Annotated in this window: 20 protein-coding genes; 12 read left to right on the top strand and 8 right to left on the bottom strand. The window is 73.6% G+C overall.

Annotated elements, in window-relative coordinates:
- Positions 1 to 120: 120 nt before the first annotated feature.
- The 5 genes from C9F11_RS05200 (at position 121) to C9F11_RS05180 (ending at position 3,974) form a co-directional block, all read left to right on the top strand.
- Positions 121 to 453, top strand: coding sequence for a hypothetical protein (locus tag C9F11_RS05200; RefSeq protein WP_138958133.1), 333 nt, complete (start codon positions 121 to 123; stop codon positions 451 to 453).
- A gap of 245 nt (positions 454 to 698) precedes the next feature.
- The gene (locus C9F11_RS49910; protein WP_138958132.1) at positions 699 to 1,361 is read left to right on the top strand and encodes a hypothetical protein; all 663 of its coding nucleotides are present in this window, start codon (positions 699 to 701) and stop codon (positions 1,359 to 1,361) included.
- A 217-nt stretch (positions 1,362 to 1,578) separates the two neighbouring features.
- The gene (locus C9F11_RS05190; protein WP_138958131.1) at positions 1,579 to 2,223 is read left to right on the top strand and encodes a CatB-related O-acetyltransferase; all 645 of its coding nucleotides are present in this window, start codon (positions 1,579 to 1,581) and stop codon (positions 2,221 to 2,223) included.
- Between the two features lie 78 nt (positions 2,224 to 2,301).
- On the top strand, positions 2,302 to 3,012 hold the full coding sequence (locus C9F11_RS05185; RefSeq protein WP_138958130.1) for a helix-turn-helix transcriptional regulator: 711 nt from the start codon (positions 2,302 to 2,304) through the stop codon (positions 3,010 to 3,012).
- On the top strand, positions 3,009 to 3,974 hold the full coding sequence (locus C9F11_RS05180) for a threo-3-hydroxy-L-aspartate ammonia-lyase (RefSeq protein WP_138958129.1): 966 nt from the start codon (positions 3,009 to 3,011) through the stop codon (positions 3,972 to 3,974). Before C9F11_RS05185 ends, C9F11_RS05180 begins: the two co-directional genes overlap by 4 nt.
- On the opposite strand, the gene C9F11_RS05175 is transcribed toward C9F11_RS05180, so the two are convergent.
- Positions 3,971 to 4,972 (bottom strand): DUF5937 family protein, encoded by a 1,002-nt coding sequence (locus tag C9F11_RS05175; RefSeq protein WP_138958128.1) that lies wholly within the window; start codon positions 4,970 to 4,972, stop codon positions 3,971 to 3,973. The genes C9F11_RS05180 and C9F11_RS05175 overlap by 4 nt on opposite strands.
- A 55-nt stretch (positions 4,973 to 5,027) precedes the next feature.
- On the opposite strand from C9F11_RS05175, the gene C9F11_RS05170 reads away from it, so the two are divergent.
- Positions 5,028 to 6,326: an MFS transporter gene (locus C9F11_RS05170; protein WP_138958127.1), complete on the top strand. Its 1,299-nt coding sequence runs from the start codon at positions 5,028 to 5,030 to the stop codon at positions 6,324 to 6,326.
- Between the two features lie 38 nt (positions 6,327 to 6,364).
- Here the strand turns inward: C9F11_RS05170 and C9F11_RS05165 are convergent, their stop codons facing one another.
- Positions 6,365 to 6,715: a hypothetical protein gene (locus tag C9F11_RS05165; RefSeq protein WP_138958126.1), complete on the bottom strand. Its 351-nt coding sequence runs from the start codon at positions 6,713 to 6,715 to the stop codon at positions 6,365 to 6,367.
- A 4-nt stretch (positions 6,716 to 6,719) separates the two neighbouring features.
- Positions 6,720 to 7,982 (bottom strand): MFS transporter, encoded by a 1,263-nt coding sequence (locus C9F11_RS05160; protein ID WP_138958125.1) that lies wholly within the window; start codon positions 7,980 to 7,982, stop codon positions 6,720 to 6,722.
- Positions 7,983 to 8,084: 102 nt separating this feature from the next.
- Between C9F11_RS05160 and C9F11_RS05155 the strand changes: the two genes are divergently transcribed.
- Complete coding sequence (locus tag C9F11_RS05155) at positions 8,085 to 8,645, top strand: CGNR zinc finger domain-containing protein (RefSeq protein WP_138958124.1); 561 nt, start codon at positions 8,085 to 8,087, stop codon at positions 8,643 to 8,645.
- Here the strand turns inward: C9F11_RS05155 and C9F11_RS05150 are convergent.
- The 3 genes from C9F11_RS05150 to C9F11_RS05140 all read right to left on the bottom strand — a co-directional run bounded on the left by C9F11_RS05150 (position 8,600) and on the right by C9F11_RS05140 (position 10,552).
- The gene (locus tag C9F11_RS05150) at positions 8,600 to 9,268 is read right to left on the bottom strand and encodes a thioredoxin domain-containing protein (protein WP_138958123.1); all 669 of its coding nucleotides are present in this window, start codon (positions 9,266 to 9,268) and stop codon (positions 8,600 to 8,602) included. The two genes, C9F11_RS05155 and C9F11_RS05150, sit on opposite strands and share 46 nt — an antisense overlap.
- A gap of 52 nt (positions 9,269 to 9,320) precedes the next feature.
- Positions 9,321 to 9,968, bottom strand: coding sequence for a DUF3105 domain-containing protein (locus C9F11_RS05145; protein WP_138958122.1), 648 nt, complete (start codon positions 9,966 to 9,968; stop codon positions 9,321 to 9,323).
- A 146-nt stretch (positions 9,969 to 10,114) separates the two neighbouring features.
- Positions 10,115 to 10,552, bottom strand: a complete 438-nt coding sequence (locus tag C9F11_RS05140; RefSeq protein ID WP_138958121.1) for a hypothetical protein — start codon at positions 10,550 to 10,552, stop codon at positions 10,115 to 10,117.
- 152 nt (positions 10,553 to 10,704) lie between these two features.
- Between C9F11_RS05140 and C9F11_RS05135 the strand changes: the two genes are divergently transcribed.
- The 5 genes from C9F11_RS05135 to C9F11_RS05115 all read left to right on the top strand — a co-directional run bounded on the left by C9F11_RS05135 (position 10,705) and on the right by C9F11_RS05115 (position 16,206).
- Positions 10,705 to 11,190, top strand: a complete 486-nt coding sequence (locus C9F11_RS05135; RefSeq protein WP_249402142.1) for a flavodoxin family protein — start codon at positions 10,705 to 10,707, stop codon at positions 11,188 to 11,190.
- Positions 11,191 to 11,377: 187 nt separating this feature from the next.
- The gene (locus C9F11_RS05130) at positions 11,378 to 12,706 is read left to right on the top strand and encodes a hemolysin family protein (RefSeq protein ID WP_138958119.1); all 1,329 of its coding nucleotides are present in this window, start codon (positions 11,378 to 11,380) and stop codon (positions 12,704 to 12,706) included.
- Positions 12,703 to 13,734 carry a hemolysin family protein gene (locus tag C9F11_RS05125; protein WP_138958118.1) on the top strand — a complete coding sequence of 344 codons (1,032 nt, stop codon included), beginning with the start codon at positions 12,703 to 12,705 and terminating at the stop codon, positions 13,732 to 13,734. Before C9F11_RS05130 ends, C9F11_RS05125 begins: the two co-directional genes overlap by 4 nt.
- Positions 13,735 to 13,882: 148 nt before the next feature.
- Entirely contained in the window at positions 13,883 to 15,016 is a 1,134-nt protein-coding gene (locus tag C9F11_RS05120) for an acyltransferase family protein (protein WP_249402141.1), read from the top strand.
- 77 nt (positions 15,017 to 15,093) lie between these two features.
- Entirely contained in the window at positions 15,094 to 16,206 is a 1,113-nt protein-coding gene (locus C9F11_RS05115; protein ID WP_138958116.1) for an ABC transporter substrate-binding protein, read from the top strand.
- Between the two features lie 46 nt (positions 16,207 to 16,252).
- On the opposite strand, the gene C9F11_RS05110 is transcribed toward C9F11_RS05115, so the two are convergent.
- Both C9F11_RS05110 and C9F11_RS05105 read right to left on the bottom strand, forming a co-directional pair.
- Positions 16,253 to 16,756 carry a dihydrofolate reductase gene (locus tag C9F11_RS05110; RefSeq protein ID WP_138966082.1) on the bottom strand — a complete coding sequence of 168 codons (504 nt, stop codon included), beginning with the start codon at positions 16,754 to 16,756 and terminating at the stop codon, positions 16,253 to 16,255.
- A 17-nt stretch (positions 16,757 to 16,773) separates the two neighbouring features.
- The gene (locus C9F11_RS05105) at positions 16,774 to 17,571 is read right to left on the bottom strand and encodes a thymidylate synthase (RefSeq protein WP_138958115.1); all 798 of its coding nucleotides are present in this window, start codon (positions 17,569 to 17,571) and stop codon (positions 16,774 to 16,776) included.
- Between the last annotated feature and the right edge of the window lie 174 nt (positions 17,572 to 17,745).

Genomic DNA, 17,745 nt, shown 5'->3' with positions numbered 1-17,745 from the left:
TCAGGCGACGCTAGGCGGCCAACTCTGCGGGGGTGTTGCCGCGGTGTTGCGGGTGCGTGGACGCGGCGGCCCCGAGGGCCCGGGATCCGCGGTCCACGGCGGGTGCGGGACCCTGGACGGATGCTGACTCCGGAGGAAGTGCGGGACCTGCTGGCCCCGCTGGTCGTGGGGAAGTGGGACGAGGGAGGACGCGTCGTCCTGGAGGTCACGGACCTCGAAGTCGTCGTGAGCGGGCGGAAGTTCGACGTCTACCTGGGCGTCGTCGCCCCCGACGGCCGCTGGTCGGTCCGCTCCGAGCGCGACAACAGCGACATCAACGTCTTCAACGGCAGCCCGCCCGAGGGCCTGGTGACGTGGATAGCGCGGTCGCTGCGGATCGAACTCTTCGAGTGGTGGCACACCAAGGCGAAGGAGGCGTACGCGAGGAAGCAGGGGGTGCGCCTCGACGGCTGAGGGCGGCCCCGGCGGTGCGGGGAGCGGGCCGATGCCATGCCGTGAAGTGATCTATGGGGCACCGTTACGTGATCTTCGGATAGCCGTAATGGCGGGTGAACTAGGTTGATTCCGTACTCGCCGGACAGCACGGACAGCACGGACGGCGGGGACGAAACGGGACCGCACCGCGCGGCGCCGCCCGAGGGCGCAGCCGTGCCGTGCACGCGAACAGATCCATGACCGTGAAGGGGAACACCGTCGTTATGCGCATCACCACTCACCGCCGCAGCGCCCTCCGTACCGCCGCCGTCTCGGTCCTCGCCGGTACGGCCCTCCTGGCCCCGGCCGCGGCCGCGATGGCGAGCACCCCCGCCCCCGAGCGGCCCGCCGCGGTGCGGACCGCCGCCGCCAAGCCCGTGAAAATCGACATCGGCGCCGGTGTCACCCTCACCGTCAAGGGCGGCAAGCCGTACTACAACGGCAAGGCCCTCAAGCCGGGCCAGACCGTCGACAACGGCATCTACCTGCACCTGAGCGCCGACGGCAAGCGCCTGTACAGCAAGACGCAGGGCGGCGGCACCCCGTACGCCATCTGGGACGTCAAGACCGGCAACAGCCTCGGCACCCAGAAGACCAGCCCCACCGCCAAGGCGAAGGCCGCGCTGACCGCCAAGCCGTCCACGGCCTCGGTGAAGGCCTGGCAGGAGCTGCGCGTCAACGGCAAGGCCACCGGCATCAAGGCGGGCGCCAAGGTCGACCTGCAGCAGAAGCAGCGCGGCACCTGGAAGACGCTGCCCGCGTCCACCACCGTCAACAAGTCCGGCGCGTACTCCCTGCGCGTCAAGCTCGGCCTCAAGGGCAAGAACGAGCTGCGCACCAAGAGCGGCGCCACCCTGTCGCCCGTCTTCGCCGTGACGGTGCGCTGACCCCTCCCGGCGCCCCTTCGCGCACTTGGCCAGGGCCCCCGTCGCGTCCCACAGTGGACGCGACGGGGGCCCTGGCGCGTCCACGGGCCGCTCGCGCGTCCTCGGCGGGTGCTTCCCCCGGCGCGTAAACCGCGTGCTGCGGGCCGGCCGGTCCAGGGATCATGGTGCGGGCGCAGCCGCGCCCGAGGTCCGTACCGCACACCGGAAAGGCGCCACCATGCCCCTTGTCCCCGCCGACCCGACCGTCCTGCACCCGATGCCCGGCCAGCCCCGCGTGGTGCTCCTCAAGCCGCTGATCACCTCGCCGTTGATCGAGGTCGGCGAGTTCTCGTACTACGACGACCCCGACGACGCGACGGCCTTCGAGACGCGCAACGTGCTCTACCACTACGGGCCCGAGAAGCTCGTCATCGGCAAGTTCTGCGCCCTCGGCGAAGGCACGCGGTTCATCATGAACGGCGCCAACCACCGCATGGACGGCCCGTCCACGTTCCCCTTCCCCATCATGGGAGGCTCCTGGGCCGACCACTTCGACCTCATCAGCGGGCTGCCCGGCCGCGGCGACACCGTCGTCGGCAACGACGTGTGGTTCGGCTACCGGACCCTGGTGATGCCGGGCGTCCGCATCGGCCACGGCGCGGTCATCGCCTCCGGTTCCGTGGTCGTCGACGACGTCCCCGACTACGGCATCGTCGGCGGCAACCCGGCCCGGCTGCTGCGCCGCCGCTTCGGCGACCAGGACATCGCCCGGCTGCTCGAACTGGCTTGGTGGGACTGGCCGTTGGAGCACCTGACGCGCCACGTCGCAGCGGTGATGTCGGGCAGCGTGGCCGACCTGGAGGCAGCGGCGCCCACGGCCTAGCCCACCCATGGCTCTGGACTTTCTGTCCAAGGCGTGTACGTTGAGTCCAGAGCTGTTGCGGCAGGGGAGGGCCATCACATGAGCGCCGAGAGCGCCGACGACGTACGGAACGCCGAGCGCGACGCGATCATCGCCGCCCTCGCACCGGTGGTCGAGGGGCTCGTCGCCACCTTCGGCTCCCTGTGCGAAGCGGTCGTCCACGACTACCGGCGGCCGGAGAGATCCGTCGTGGCGATCGCCGGAGCCGTCACGGGCCGCAGCGTCGGCGGCTCGATGAGCGAGATCGGCATGGGCATGCTGGCTCGCGGCGACGGCGCGGCCGACGAGCTGAACTACCTGACCCGCACCCGGGACGGCAAGCTGGTCAAGTCGTCCACGATGCTGCTGCGCGACAGCGGCGGCGCGGTGTTCGGCGCGCTCTGCGTCAACCTCGACATCACCGCGGTCCAGCAGGCGAGCGCCCTCATCGGTGAACTCGCGGGCGTGGCCGCCCGGTCGGAGGTGCCGACCACGACGTTCGGCGACGACGTCGGGTCCGTCGTCAGCTCCATCGTGGACAACCACCAGCTCCAGCTGAGCCGTCCGTGGAGCGAGCTCGGCCGCGACGCGCGCGTGGAGCTCTTCCGCGGCCTCGACGAGCACGGCGTCTTCGCCGTGCGGGGAGCCGTCCCGCAGGTCGCCGCCCGCCTCGGCATCTCCCGCGCCTCCGCCTACAGCTATCTCGCCAAGTCCCGCGCCCAGGGCGCACCGCCGCCCGGGCCCCACACCCCACCAGGAGCACCCGCATGACGAGCACCCCCCTGGTCACCCTCGACGACGTGCGCGACGCCGCCGCCCGCCTCAAGGGCGTCGCCCACCGCACGCCCGTCCTCCGCTCCCGCACCCTGGACGCCCGCGTGGGCGCCGAGGTCTTCCTCAAGTGCGAGAACTTCCAGCGGATCGGCGCCTTCAAGTTCCGCGGCGCCTACAATGCGGTGGCCCGGCTCACCCCCGAGCAACTGGCCAAGGGCATCGCCTCGTTCTCCTCCGGGAACCACGCCCAGGCCATCGCGCTCGCGGCCCGAGAGCGGGGCAGCACCGCGGTGATCCTCATGCCGGAGGACACCCCGCTCTCCAAGCGCCGGGCCGCCGAGGGGTACGGCGCCGAGATCGTCACGTACGACCGCTACTCCGGCGACCGCACCGCCATCGGCAGGCAGCTGGCCGAGGAGCGTGACCTCACCCTGGTCCCGCCGTACGACCACCCGGACGTCATCGCGGGGCAGGGCACCGCCGCGCTCGAACTCATCGAGGAGGTCGGTGCGTTGGATGCCCTGGTCAGCCCGGTGGGCGGCGGCGGTCTGATCGCCGGCAGCGCCACGGCCGTAAAGGGCCTGGACGCGCGGATCCGTGTGATCGGCGTGGAGCCGGAGGCGGGCGACGACACCAAGCGGTCCCTGGAGGCCGGTCACCGCGTCACCGTCCCGGTCCCGCGCACCATCGCCGACGGCCAGGCCATCGAGACCCCCGGCGAGCTGACCTTCCCCATCAACCAGCGCCTGGTGGACGAGGTCGTGCTCGTCTCCGACGACGAGATCCGCGACGCGATGCGGTTCGCCTTCGAGCGCCTCAAGATCGTCATCGAGCCCAGCGGCGCGACCGGCGTCGCGGCCCTCCTGGCGGGCCGCCTCCCCCAGGTCCCGCCGCGCGTCGGCGTCCTCATCTCCGGCGGCAACATCAGCACCGAGCGCTTCGCGGAGCTCTGCGGCTAGACGGCTGAGGCGGCGGCACCCGCGGCCGCCGCCACCAGCGCCTCGCCCGCCCGGGTGCGCGCGTACAGGACCTGGCGGCCCGCCCGGTGGGCGCTCACCGGGCCCGCCGTGCGCAGGAGCGCGAGGTGCTGGGAGACGCCGCCGGGGGTGAGGCCGGTGCGGCGGGCGAGGGCGGTGGTCGACGCCGGGGCGGTCAGCTCGGCCAGGAGGCTCGCGCGGGAGCGGCCCACCACGCCCGCGAGGGCTTCGGACGCCGGGACCGGGCGGGACTCCCAGAGCGTGCCGACACCCCGCGGCGGATAGCGCAGCGAGGGCTGCCACGGCTCGTTGAGGATCGAGAAGACGCGCGGCCACACGAAGGCCGACGGCACGAGCAGCAGGCCCCGGCCGTCCAGGGGGCGCGTGCCGCGGGCGGTCCTGTGCTCCAGCTGGAGCGTGCCGCCCGCCCAGGTGACCTGCGGATCGAGGTCGGTGAACAGGTGCTGCGCGCCGCCCTCCACCAACCGGCCCGCCCGATAGCGGATGTCGCCCTCCAGGAGGGTGAGGATCCGTGACCAGTACGGGGCGAGGGCCAGCTCCCAGTACGCCTCGATCACGTCCGCGAGGCGGCCGAGCACGGCGGCCGGATCCGCGCGCAGCGCCGCCATGCGCGCGGGCGGCACATCGGCCTTCGTCCGCAACAGCGCCGGGGGAGTGGCCCGTACCGTCGCCAGCTCCACCGCGAGGGACGGCAGCGGTGTCGTGGGCGGCGGGCAGAGGAATCCGGGGACGTGGCCCGCCCACGGCGAGCGCGTCGGAACGGGCACGAGGTCGAAGAGCGGCGACAGATCGACGTCCGCGGCGGCGAGTCGCGGCCGCACCTGCTCCACCCACGCGCGGTGCAGGCCCTGCTCGTCCGCGCCCTTGAGCACCCGCACGCTCGCCACCACCTCCCACAGCGGGGACAGCGCGAAACGCGTACGGGCCACGTCCTCCGTGCCGAACTCGATCTCGAACATTCAGCCCAGGCTAAATCAATGGGCGGAGGCCCGAAGATCGCGCACCGTGTCGCGCATGAACCCAGCCTCCGGCTCCCCTTGGGGCGTACGGGACTTCCGTACGCTCTTCGCGGCGAGCGCCCTCAGCCACCTCGGCACCAACGTCGGCTACGTGGCGATCCCCCTGCTCGCCGTCACCGTCCTCGACGCGGGGCCCGGCCAGGCGGGCGTCCTCGCCGCGCTGTCCACCGCCGCGTTCCTGCTGATCGGGCTGCCCGCCGGGGCATGGGTGGACCGGCTCCCGCCGCGCCGCGTCCTGGTGGCCGCCGACGCCGCCCGCGCCGTGCTGCTCGCCTCCGTCCCCGTCGCCTGGTGGCTCGACGCGCTGTCCCTGCCGCAGCTGTACGCCGTCGTGCTGCTCAACGGCTGCGCCACCGTGTTCTTCGACGTGGGCTCGCAGACCGTGCTGCCCGAACTGGTCGGCCGCGACCGCCTCGTCCCGGCGAACACCGCCGTGGTGGGCCTGATGGCGGGCGCCAACATCGCGGGCCGGGGCGCGGGCGGCTTCCTGGTGCAGCTCGCCACCGCCCCGCTGGCGGTCGCGGGCGGCGCGGTCGCCTACCTCGCCTCCGCCGCGGGCCTCACCGGCATCGGCCGACGGCGGCGGGCCCCGGCGCCCACGGCCGCCCGGCGACGCCTGCGGGCCGAGATCGGGGAAGGCCTGCGCCACGTCCTCGGCAGCCGCGAGCTGCGCGCCCTCGCCCTCACCGGCGCGCTCGGCAACCTCGGCGCGCACCTGGTCAACGTCATGCTGCCCGTCCTCTTCACCCGCGAACTGGGCCTGCCCGCCGGGGCGCTCGGCCTCTACTGGGCGATCGGCGGCCTGGGCCTGCTGTCCGGCGCCGCGTGTGCCCGCCGCCTCGCGGCCCGGCTCGGGTACGGGCGGGCCCTGGCGCGCGCCGGGCTGTGGTGTGCGCCCGCCGCGCTCGCCGTGGGCCTGGTGGGCGACGGGCCCTGGTTCTGGGTGGCGTGCGCCGGCTGGCTGACGGTCACCGCGAAGACGGGCCTCGACAACGTCCTGGGCGTCACGCTCCGCCAGCACCTCACCCCCGACCCCCTCCTCGGCCGCATGAACGCCACCTTCCGCTTCCTGCTCACCGGGGCGCTCGCCGTCGGCGCGGCCCTCGCCGGGGTCATCGGCGAACTCGCGGGCGTCCGGGTGGCGGTGTGGACGGGCGCGGTGTGCATGGCGTGCGCGTTCCTGCCGGTCTTCAGCTCGCCCCTGCGCACGCTGCGACAGCTCCCCGAGGCACCGGCACCGCCCCGGCCCCCGGCGTCGGCGGAGGGCTCGCCCGCCACCGGGAAGCGGCCCTGACGGTGCCGCCGCTCCTCACCTCGGGGGCGCGGGCGCGCTCACAGCCAGCGCCGCGCCGCCTCGACCGTGTCGCCGCCGTTGCTGTTGAACGCGATGGCGGCCTGCGGCGCATGACGGCGCGTCAGATTCACGATCTGCTCGAAGAGCGGGAGCAACTGCTCGGTCTTGCGGATCCCGCCGCCGACCACCACGACGTCCCACGGCCGCGCGGTCAGGGACGCCACCAGGGTGGGCTCGGCCGACTCGTCGTGCACGACCACCGTCATGGCCGCCTCGACGTCCAGCTCGGCGAACCGGTCCAGCTGCGCGTCGAGCACCGCGTGTACGGCTGCCGCGTCGACGCCGGGGATCGCCTGGGGGTCGTAGCCGACCACGAGTACGGAAGACATGTGATCAATCTACCGAGCCGGTCAGGACGTGATCCGGCGGGTGCCCGGCCGGGCACCCGCCGCCCGGTGCGCTCGGGGACGGCGCCCGCCGGGCCCACCGCACGGCGAGCGGCGCCGCGAGGCCCGTCACGGCGAACAGTGCGCCCAGCACGTACCAGCCGGGACGGCCCCACGTGATGCACAGGGAGATGAGCAGGGTCGGTCCGAGGGCCTCGGCGAGGCCCGCGCCCAGGCCGAAGACGCCGAGGTACTGGCCGGTGGCGTGGGGCGGGGCGAGGGCGAAGGACACCTCGAACCCGGCTGCCGCGTGCCACAGTTCGCCGACGGCGTGCACCACCACGGCGGTCACGAGCAACGTCACGGCGGCCCGGGCGGGCACCCCCGCGGACAGCGAGATCAGGGAGCAGGACCCCAGGAAGGCCACGCCGGAGCGGCGGTAGGCGCGCCCGCCCGCGGCGGGGGAGTCGACGCCGCGGCTGGCGCGCACCTGGAGCGCGACGACGATGAGGGTGTTGACGAGCATGGTGACCGACACCAGCGAGAGCGGCGCCGCGGTCGCCTCGGCCAGCCAGAGCGGCAGGGCCACGGTGAGCACCTTGAACTGGATGGCCATGACGCCGTCCAGGGCGGTCAGGACGAGGTAGGGCCGGTCGCGCAGGGCCGCCCGGCGCGGTCCTGGCGCGGCGGGTGCGGGCGCGACCGGCGGCAGCGGGAGCAGGACCGCGGCGGAGGCCGCGAACGCGAGCGCGTTGCCGGCGACGAGGAGGTGATAGGCGGTGAGCGTGCCCACCTGGACGGCCACGCCCGCGAGCAGCGCGCCGAGCGAGATGCCCACGTTCGTCACGGCCCGCAGATAGGCGCGGAACTCCTGCGGCCGGTCCCCGCCGTAGTGGCGCACGAGCGGGCTGCGCGCCGCCACCCCCGCGGCCTTGGCGCCGGTGGCCGCGCACACCGCGAGGACGAACGGCCAGAAGCTGTCGGCGAGGACGAAGCCCGCCGTGGCAAGGGCCTGCACGACGAGCGTGCCGACGTACACGCCGCGCGCCCCGCGGCGGTCGGCGAGGTGGCCGACGGCGACGCCCGCGGCCAGCGAGACCAGCCCGGCGATGCCGAGGCCGAGCCCCACCTGGCCCGTCGGCAGGGCCACCGCCTGGGTGAAGTACAGCACTCCCGCGGTCAAGTAAAGGCCGCTGCCGAGGGTGTTGACGAAGTTGGACAGGGCCAGGACCCGCTGCGGTCCGGCGGCGGGCAGCACCTTGGTGAGCATGCCGGGGTCACCTCGCTCCGGGGCGGCCGGGCTCCGGCCGTGCCGCGGCCCCGCGGCGTTCTCTCTTGCGCTGCATGACGACCACGGTGCTGTAATAGCCTTATGCAGCTCAACCCTTACGGTATGGACGCGGTGAAGCTGGCGGCGGACCTCGCGAACCGGCGCCCGGCCGACGCCGATGAGCTCGCGGCCCGCTGCCGCGCCGCCGGACTCCAGCTGGAACACCCTGCCGTGCCCGCGGACGTGGACCGCGTACGGGTCGCGCTCGACGCCTGGGAGCGGGTCGTCGACGCCGCCGACGAGCGCGAGCGCGCCGCCCGGCTCAACGAGATGCTGGCGGCGAGCACCGCCCACCCGCGCCTCACCGACCACGCGGGTGACGGCTGGCACCTGCACTACCGCGACGACACCCGGTCGCTCGGCTCGCTGCTGTACGCGCTGTTCTCCGTCGGCACGGCGCTGCACCTCGTGGGCCGGGGCATGCACCGCCTCCGGCGCTGCGCCGTCACCGAGTGCGCCACGATCTTCGCCGACACCTCCCGCACCGGGCGGCAGCGCTACTGCTGCCACCCGTGCGCCAACCGGGACGCGGTGCGCCGCCACCGCGCCCGGGCCGGTCAGTCGGCGAGCCGTTCCTCGATGAGGGCCTTGAAGTCCGCGTAGGAGGCCGGTGTCGGGATCACCGCGCCGTCGACGACGAACGTCGGGGTGCCGCGCGCGCCGAGGCCGAGCCCGTCGCGCTGGTCGGCCTGGACGCGCCCCGCCGTGGCCGGATCGGCGAGCGCCGCGTCGAACCTGCCCAGGTCCAGGCCGAGTTGCTTGGCGTAGCCGCGGAAGACGTCCTCCTTCCAGTCCTGCGACTCGCCCCACTCCTTCTGGGTGGTGAAGAGCTTGCTGTACATCTCCTCGAACTTGCCCTGCCGTGCGGCGGCCTCGGCGGTGCGGGCGGCGAGCTCGCCGTTGCGGTGACCGGGCATGGGGAAGTAGCGGGCGACGAAGGTGACCCGGTCGCCGTACTCCGCGCGGAGCTTCTCCACGACCGGGTACATCGCGCCGCACCCCTCGCACTCGAAGTCGAGGAACTCGACGACGGTCAGCTCGCTCTTCTTCGGGTCGGTCAGGCGGTGGCTGTCCGCGCGCACGGGCTGCGCGTCGGCGGCGGGCCGCACGTCCATGCCGCCCCCTCCGCGGTCGTCGGGGAAGACCAGCAGGGCGGTGCCGAGGACCGCGGCGAGGACGGCCGCGATCACGGCGGTGACGATCAGGTTGCGCTTGAGCTTGTTCATGGTTCCTTGGTGCGGGGAGTGCGTCGGATGGTCACGCGGGCGGGAGGTGTCCTCACGCCGCCTTGCCGCCGGTGCAGGCGGCACCCGGCTCCGGGGTCTGCGCGCCCTGCACGTACGTGTCGAAGAACGCGCTCACCCGTGGATCGGAGGCGGAGGTCACGCTCAGCTGCTTGCCCCAGGCGGACAGGGTCAGGGGCGCGGACTGGTCGGCGTACGGACTCATCAGCGAGTACGGGGTCTTCTCCACCCTCGCCTTGAGGGCGCGCACGTCGGAGGCGGCGGCCTTCTCGCTGTAGGTGACCCAGACCGCGCCGTGCTCCAGGGAGTGCACCGCGTTGGTCTCGTCGATCTCCTTGTCGTACAGGTCGCCGTCGCAGTTCATCCAGACGGGGTTGTGGTCGCCGCCCGCCGCCGGGGACGACTTGTAGGCGACGGGCGTGGTGACGTGGTTGCGGCCCAGGTCCTTGAAGGACCTCTCCCCCTTGATCGGGGCGGCCGCCGCGCGATCGCGCTGCTCGTCCCGCGTCGCGGAGCGGTCCACGAGGTACCAGCTGCCCGCTGTCACACCGATGATGACGACGCCGCTGCACGCCCAGGTGGCGATGCGGTTGCGGCGCCGCCGCGCCTCCTCGGCGCGGCGCAGCTCCTCGATCTTCGCGCGGCGGTCGGCGCGCTTCTGCTTGGCTCCTGCGGAACCCATGGCATGTCCTTGTCCCCGCCGCACGGAGGCGTGCGGCAGTGCGTTGCGACTGGTCGGCGGCCTGCGCGCCGACGGTCGCGGCGGCAGGGGGAAGCGGCGGTCCACGGCCGTACGGCGACGGGCGCCGGGCCGTGCGGGGGCCGCTCCTAGGTCCGCTGGACCTGCAACTGATGGATGCCGGGGGCGGGGGCGGGATCGGCCGGTGCCCCGCGCGGGGCCAGGGACTCCGCCGCCCAGGGCGCCGCGGTCACGTCCGCCGACAGCGGGAGCGGCACCGGCGCGGGGGAGCCGGTGGCGACGGTGGCCCCGGAGACCGGGCGGCAGTGCGCGTCGCCGGGCCCGTGCTCCGTGTCCGGGCAAGCATGTCCGCGTCCGGATGGAACGTTCGTACCAGTCGCGGGAGAGGTCGTCCCGCTCGCCTGGGACGCGGCAGAGGTGACCGGCGCGGGCGCCGCCGCGTTCGAGGCGTGGCCGCACACCGGGAGCATCCACACCAGCACGGCGAACAGGGCCGCGCAGCGCAGCACGAGCAACGGCACGACGCGTCCCGCCGTGCTCCCGGTGCCCTGCCGCCGATTGCTCATCGCGGAGATCGTAGCCAAGGCGCTCCCGGGGCGGGGAGAGGGGCCGTGCGAGCGCGGCCGGTGACGCAGGTCACAGACGGCCGGTGTCACGCTCGCGGCCCGGGCCGTGTCCTATGGGCGCCCGCAACGAGAGGAGCATCGCCGTGAAGGCCATGATCGTGTGCGTTTCCGTGTCGCACGGCAACACGAAGAAGGTCGCCGACGTCATGGGGCGCGCCCTGGACGCCCTTGTCGTCGCCCCCGAAGAGGTCGACGCCGCGGAACTGGCCACGTGCGACCTCGTGGGCTTCGGCTCGGGGGTCTACTCGATGGCCCTCCATCCGCGGCTGCGCGAGCTGGCCGCGTCCCTCCCGCCGGGGGAGCGCCGCAGCGCGTTCGTGTTCGCCACCAGCGGGCTTCCCGAAGCGCCGTTCCGGCCCTTCACCCGGCCCCTCGTGCGGCTCCTGGAGCGGCGGGACTTCGACGTGGTCGACACCTTCTCCTGCCGGGCCTGGGACACCTGGGGCCTCTTCAAGCCCGTCGGCGGCATCCGCAAGGGGCGGCCCGACGCGGCCGATCTGGAAGCGGCGCGCGCGTTCGCCGCGGGCCTGCCGGCGCGAATCGGCGAGACGGCTGCGCGGGGCCCGCGGAAGGCCTGACCCCTGTCGCGGGCTTTGCCGTTCCTTTACAGTGACTGTAGAAGCGAGCGCCGCGCCGGCGCTCGCTGACCTTGATCCGCGTACACGTCACCAGAAGGAGCCACGGACCCGCGATGGGTGAGCCTCCCAGTACCAACCGTGCCATTCCCTGCCCGCAGCCGGAGGTTGAGGGAACGGGGGTGGCACGGTGACCGAGGTCCTGCTGCTGCTCCTGGCCCTGCTCCTCACGCTCGCCTGCGCCGTGTTCGTGGCCGCCGAGTTCTCGCTGACCACCGTCGAGCGCGGTGACCTGGAGCAGGCCGCCGCGGCCGGGGAGCGGGGCGCGCGGGGCGCCCTGAAGGCGGCACGGAGCCTGACCTTCCAGCTCTCCGGCGCCCAGCTCGGCATCACCGTCACCTCCCTGGTGATCGGCATGCTCGCCGAGCCGTCCCTCGCCGCGCTGCTGCGCGGACCGCTGCGGGGCGCGGGCCTCGGCGGGGCCGCCCCGGCCGTGGCCACCGTCCTCGGGGTCGTGCTGTCCACCGTGGTCCTGATGGTCATCGGTGAGCTGGTGCCGAAGAACTGGGCGATCTCGCGCCCGCTGGCCGTCGCCAAGGTGGTGGCCGATCCGCAGCGCGGCTTCACCGCGGCGTTCGGGCCCTTCATCCGGCATCTGAACGACACCGCGAACCGGTTCGTCCGCCGCGTCGGACTGGAGCCCGCCGAGGAGCTGGCCTCCGCCCGCACCCCGGACGAACTCGTCGCCCTGGCCCGGCACTCGGCCGCCGAGGGCGCCATCGAGCCCGACTCCGCCGAACTCTTCGTCCGCACCCTGCACCTGAGCGAGCTGACCGCCGAGAACGTGATGACCCCGCGCGTGGACGTCCGCGCCCTGGAGGTCCACGCCACCGCGCAGGACGCGGCGAACCTCACCCACGCCACCGGCCTGTCCCGCTTCCCCGTCTACCGCGACAGCCTCGACGAGGTCGTCGGCAGCGTCCACATCCGCGACGTCCTCGCCCTCGACCCGGACGAGCGGCGGCTCACCCCGGTCACCGACCTGGCGACCGAGCCGCTCCTGGTGCCCGACAGCCTGCCCGCCGACCGGCTCCTGGAGCGCCTGCGGGCGACCCGGACCATGGCCGTCGTCATCGATGAGTACGGCGGCACCGCCGGGGTCGCCACCGTCGAGGACATCGTCGAGGAGGTCGTGGGCGAGGTCCGCGACGAGCACGACCCCGTGGAGGTCCCCGACCTGGTGCCCGCGGCGCCCGACCGGGACGGCCGGGCCGCGTGGGAGGCCGACGGCGGCGTCCGCATCGACCAGCTCGACGCCATCGGCCTGCCCGCGCCCGACGGCCCGTACGAGACCCTGGCGGGGCTGATCGCCACCCGCCTCGCCCGCATCCCCGCCCAGGAGGACGGCGTCGACGTCGACGGGTGGCGGCTCACCGTCCTCGCGGTCGACCACCACCGCGCCGACCGCGTCCGCATCCTCGCGCCCGCCGCGCGCAAGGTCATGGAGGACGCCCGATGACCACCGTGCAGCTCCTCATCGGCGCCCTGACCCTGCTGACCAACGCCTTCTTCGTCGGCGCCGAGTTCGCCCTGATCTCCGTGCGCCGCAGCCAGATCGAGCCCCGGGCCCAGGAGGGCAACCGCCGGGCCCGCGTCACGCTGTGGGGCGTCGAGCACATCTCCGCGATGATGGCCACCGCCCAGCTCGGCATCACCGTCTCCTCCCTGGTGCTCGGCGCCGTCGCCGAACCCGCCATCGCCCATCTCCTGGAGCCCGCCTTCGAGGCGGCCCGCGTCCCCGGCGCGCTCGTCCACCCCATCGCCTTCGTCATCGCCCTGACCGTGGCGACGTATCTGCACATGCTGATCGGCGAGATGGTCCCCAAGAACATCGCGCTCGCCGCGCCCGTCCCGACCGCACTGCTCCTCGGCCCGCCCCTGGTCGCGCTCACCCGCGCCCTGCGCCCTCTGGTCTTCGGCGTCAACGCGTTCGCCAACGGCCTGCTGAAACTGGCGCGGGTGGAGCCGAAGGACGAGGTCGAGGCCGTCTTCACCGACGACCAACTCGCCCGCATGGTCCTGGACTCCAGCCAGGCGGGCCTCCTCTCGGCCGCCGACGGCGAACGGCTGCGGGACGCCCTGGAGCTGGGCACGCGCCCGGTCGGCGAGATCCTCGTCCCGGTCGCGCGCATGCGCACCGTCGACGACACCGTCACCCCGGCCCGTCTGCAACGGGTGGCCGCCGAGGCCGGCTTCTCCCGCTTCCCGGTCACCGGCGCGGGCGGCGCCCTGCTCGGCTATCTGCACATCAAGGACACGCTCGGCACCGCCGACCGGGACCGGCCCTTCGCCCGGGGCGTGCTGCATCCGCTGACGCGGGTCAGCATCGACACCCCGCTCGACGACACCCTCACCGCGCTGCGCGCCATGGACAGCCATCTGGCCGCCGTCACCGGCGACAAGGGCACCGTCATCGGTTTCGTCACGATGGAGGACGTCCTGTCCGAACTCGTCGGCCCGGATCCCGCGGTCCCTGCCGACGTGTGAGCGGTGGGTCACACGTGCGAGGGTTGAACGGGCCACAAGGGGAGTGGGAAGGTGCTGGGGATGTCCAGCGCCTCCCCCTCCCCCACAGTTGACGTAGGACGTGCGTGCGGCCTCCCGGGTTCCCTCGGGAGGGCCCGTGACTGACACGCTGCGTCTGCCCCGCGTCCCGGAACGCACGCGTACGCCGGACCGCCCCACGCCGCCGCAACCGCAGGTCAGACCGGCGGCCGTCGCCAAGCGGGACTCCTTCTTCGACAACGCCAAGTACCTGGCGATCGTCCTGGTGGCGATGGGCCACGCCTGGGAGCCGCTGCGCGACGACAGCCGTGCCGCGGCGGCGCTCTACATCACCGTCTACGCCTTCCACATGCCCGCGTTCATCGTCATCTCCGGCTACTTCTCGCGGAGCTTCGACGCGAGCCCGGGACGCCTGCGCCGCCTGGTGACGGGCATCGCCGTCCCCTACGTCCTCTTCGAGGCGGCGTACACGCTGTTCAAGCGCTGGGCGGACGACGACCCGACGTACCCCGTCAGCCTCCTCGACCCCTGGTACCTGACGTGGTTCCTGGCCGCCCTGTTCATCTGGCGCCTGACCACGCCGGTGTGGAAGATCGTGCGCTGGCCCGTCCCGCTCGCGCTCGCCATCGCGGTGCTCGCCTCCGCGTCCCCCGAGATCGGCGACGACCTGGACCTCCAACGGGTCCTGCAGTTCCTGCCGTTCTTCGTCCTCGGCCTGTGTCTGAAGCCGGAGCACTTCCGCATCGTGCGCCGCCGCGAGGCCCGCGTCCTGGCCGTCCCCGTCTTCGCCGCGGCCCTGCTGTTCGCCTACTGGGCGGCGCCGCGCATGAACGCGGCCTGGTTCTACCGCCGCGACAGCGCCCAGGAGCTGGCCGCCCCCGGCTGGGCCGGCGGCGTCATGACCCTGGCGATGTTCGGCTGCTCCCTGCTCCTGGTCGCCTGCTTCTTCGCCTGGGTGCCGGGCCGCAGGCTGTGGTGCACCGCGCTCGGCGCGGGCACCCTGTACGGCTACCTCCTGCACGGCTTCCTCGCCAAGGGCTCCCGGTTCTGGGACTGGTACGAGCACGACTGGATCCACCGGCCGCTCGGCGCGGTCGCCGTGACCCTGATCGCCGCCACCGTCGTCACCCTCCTGTGCACCCCGCCCGTGCAGCGCCTGTTCCGCTTCGCGATGGAACCGAAGATGGCGTGGGCCTTCAAGGAGACCCGGCGCGGCAAGGGCCGCCACGCGGGCCCCGCCCGAAGGGCCCGGCAGCCCGGCTGAGGGAAAACCGGTTGCCCGCGGGCGGCGGCGGTGGATCAATGTCCGACAGCCACCGTCACACGGGGAGACACCGACGCATGAGTACGCCACCATCAGCCCCTGGAGCGGGGCGCCCTGACGGCCCGTCCGTCCGGATCGGCGCCCTCGCTCCGCTCACCCGGCCCGGCTGGGCCGAGGCGGGCCGCCAGCTGCTCGCCGGACTGGAACTCGCCGTCCGCGACGTCAACGAGGCCGGCGGGATCGGCGGACGGCCGCTGGAGCTGGTGGTCCGGGACACCGCGGCCGATCCCCTCCGGGCCGCGGCGGCCGTGGACGAGCTGGCCGGTCTGGGCGTGGCCGCCGTGGCGGGGGAGTACCACAGCGTCGTCGCCCGCTCCGCCGCCGCCCGGGCCGACGCCCTCGGCCTGCCGTTCCTCTGCTCCTCGGCGGTGCTCGACGCGCTCACCGACGGGCCGACCGACTGGGTCGCGCGCATCGCCCCGGCGCAGTCCCACGGCTGGCGGACCTACGCGGACTTCCTCCTCGCCGCGGGCCACCGCCGCATCGCCGTGGCGGTGCAGACGAGCGTCTACTGGGCCTCCGGCATCCGCGTCCTGCGGGACCGCCTCGCTCCGCGCGGCGGCACCGTCATCGAGCTCGACATGAGCGCGCTCACCCCCGAAGCGGTGTGCGACGCGCTCGTCGACCAGCGCGCGACGGCACTGCTGCTCCTCGTCGGCCACCCGGAGCCCGCGGTGCCCCTCGTGCGGTCCGTACGCCGCGACGGGCGCCTCGCCGAGGTCCTGATCGGCGCCCCGGCGGGCCAGCCCGAGCTCCCTGAATGGGCGTCGCTGCTGGGTGCCGACGGCGCGGGGATCCCGTTCCTGCGCTATCTCCCCGAAAGCCTCGGACCCCTCGGGGCCCGCGTCGAGAAGGCCCTGCGCGAGCAGCTCGCGGTGACGCCCTCCTTCGTCGGCTTCGAGGGCTACGACACGATCGCCGTCCTCGCCGACGTGCTGCGCTCGCACGGCACGGACCGGGCGGGCGTCGCCGCGTCCTGGCCGCACGTCGACGTCGAAGGCACCCGCGGGCGCATCCGCTTCTCCCGCACGCCGGGGATCGGCGTGTGGCAGTGGTCCTGGCCACCGGTCCACGTCGTCGACCGCGACCCGGCGTCCGTGGACCGCTTCCGGATCCGGTACGACGGGTGAGCGCGCGGCAGCCCCAGGGGCCGCGCTCGGTGCGGTGAGCGGACCGTTACCGAGTGTAGGTGCGGATGCGGTAGCGCAGGCCCGTCGTGGAGGACTGCCAGCCCTTGTCCTCGGTGACGCTCCACGTCGGGTCCGGGGTCGGGGCGTAGGTGTCGCCGGCCACCACCGTGTCGATCTCCGTCACCGAGAGCGTCGTGGCGAATTCCAGGGCCGCCCGGTAGATCTCCCCGCCGCCGATGACCCAGGCCGCGACGGGGGTCACCGAGTCCAGCGGCTCGGCCGCGCGCTCCAGGGCCTCGGCGACGGACCCGGCGCGGTCCGCGCCCTCGGCGGCCCAGTGCGGATCGCGCGTCACCACGACGTTGCGCCTGCCGGGCAGCGGGCGGAAGCGCGGCGGCAGCGAGTCCCACGTCTTGCGGCCCATCACCACGGGATGACCGAGCGTGGTGGCCTTGAAGTGCGCCATGTCCTCCGGCAGGCGCCACGGAATGGCGTTGCCCGCGCCGATCACGCCCTCGCGGGTCTGGGCCCAGATCAGCCCGACGTGCATGCCGCCCGCTCCGGTGCTCATACCGCGACCGGAGCCTTGATGGCCGGGTGGTGCTGGTAGTCGAGCACCTCCACGTCGGCGTAGGCGTAGTCGAAGAGCGAATCGGCCTGTCGCAGCCGCAGCCGGGGGAACGCGTACGGGGTGCGCGAGAGCTGCTCGGTCACCTGCTCCACGTGGTTGTCGTAGATGTGGCAGTCGCCGCCGGTCCAGATGAAGTCACCCGGTTCGAGGCCGACCTGCTGCGCCACCATGTGCGTGAGCAGGGCGTAGCTGGCGATGTTGAACGGGACGCCGAGGAACAGGTCCGCGCTGCGCTGGTACAGCTGGCAGGAGAGCTTGCCGTCGGCGACGTAGAACTGGAAGAAGGCGTGGCACGGGGCGAGGGCCATCTTGTCGAGCTCGGCGACGTTCCACGCGGAGACGATCATGCGGCGGGAGTCCGGATCCCGGCGCAGCGTGTCGAGGACCTCGCTGATCTGGTCGATGTGCCTGCCGTCCGGCGCGGGCCAGGAACGCCACTGGACGCCGTACACCGGACCGAGCTCGCCGTTCGGACCGGCCCACTCGTCCCAGATGGTGACCTTGTTCTCCTGGAGCCAGCCGACGTTCGAGTCGCCGCGCAGGAACCACAGCAGCTCGTACACGATGGAGCGCAGGTGCACCTTCTTGGTGGTGACCAGCGGGAACCCCTGCGAGAGGTCGTAGCGCAGTTGGTGCCCGAAGACACTTCGGGTGCCCGTGCCCGTCCGGTCGGCCTTCGCCGTCCCGGAGGTGAGCACTAGCCGCAACAGGTCTTCGTACTGGGTGTCCGCCACAGCCGAGAAGTCTACTGGCCTGCGGGGCGAGCTCGACGCCCACGCCCCGGGGGCGCCGCCCCGCGTCGGCGACGGCCGGTCGCGGGGCCCCGCCCGCAGGCCCCCGGGTCAGGGGTCGTAGATCGACTTCCCGTGCTGGTCCGGCTACCCGCTCGGGGAGTGGATCACGGGTGG

The sequence above is a fragment of the Streptomyces sp. YIM 121038 genome, from assembly GCF_006088715.1.
Taxonomy (GTDB): domain Bacteria; phylum Actinomycetota; class Actinomycetes; order Streptomycetales; family Streptomycetaceae; genus Streptomyces.
The sequence above is the reverse complement of the archived record's forward strand: the minus strand, read 5'-3'. Positions and strand labels throughout refer to the sequence as shown.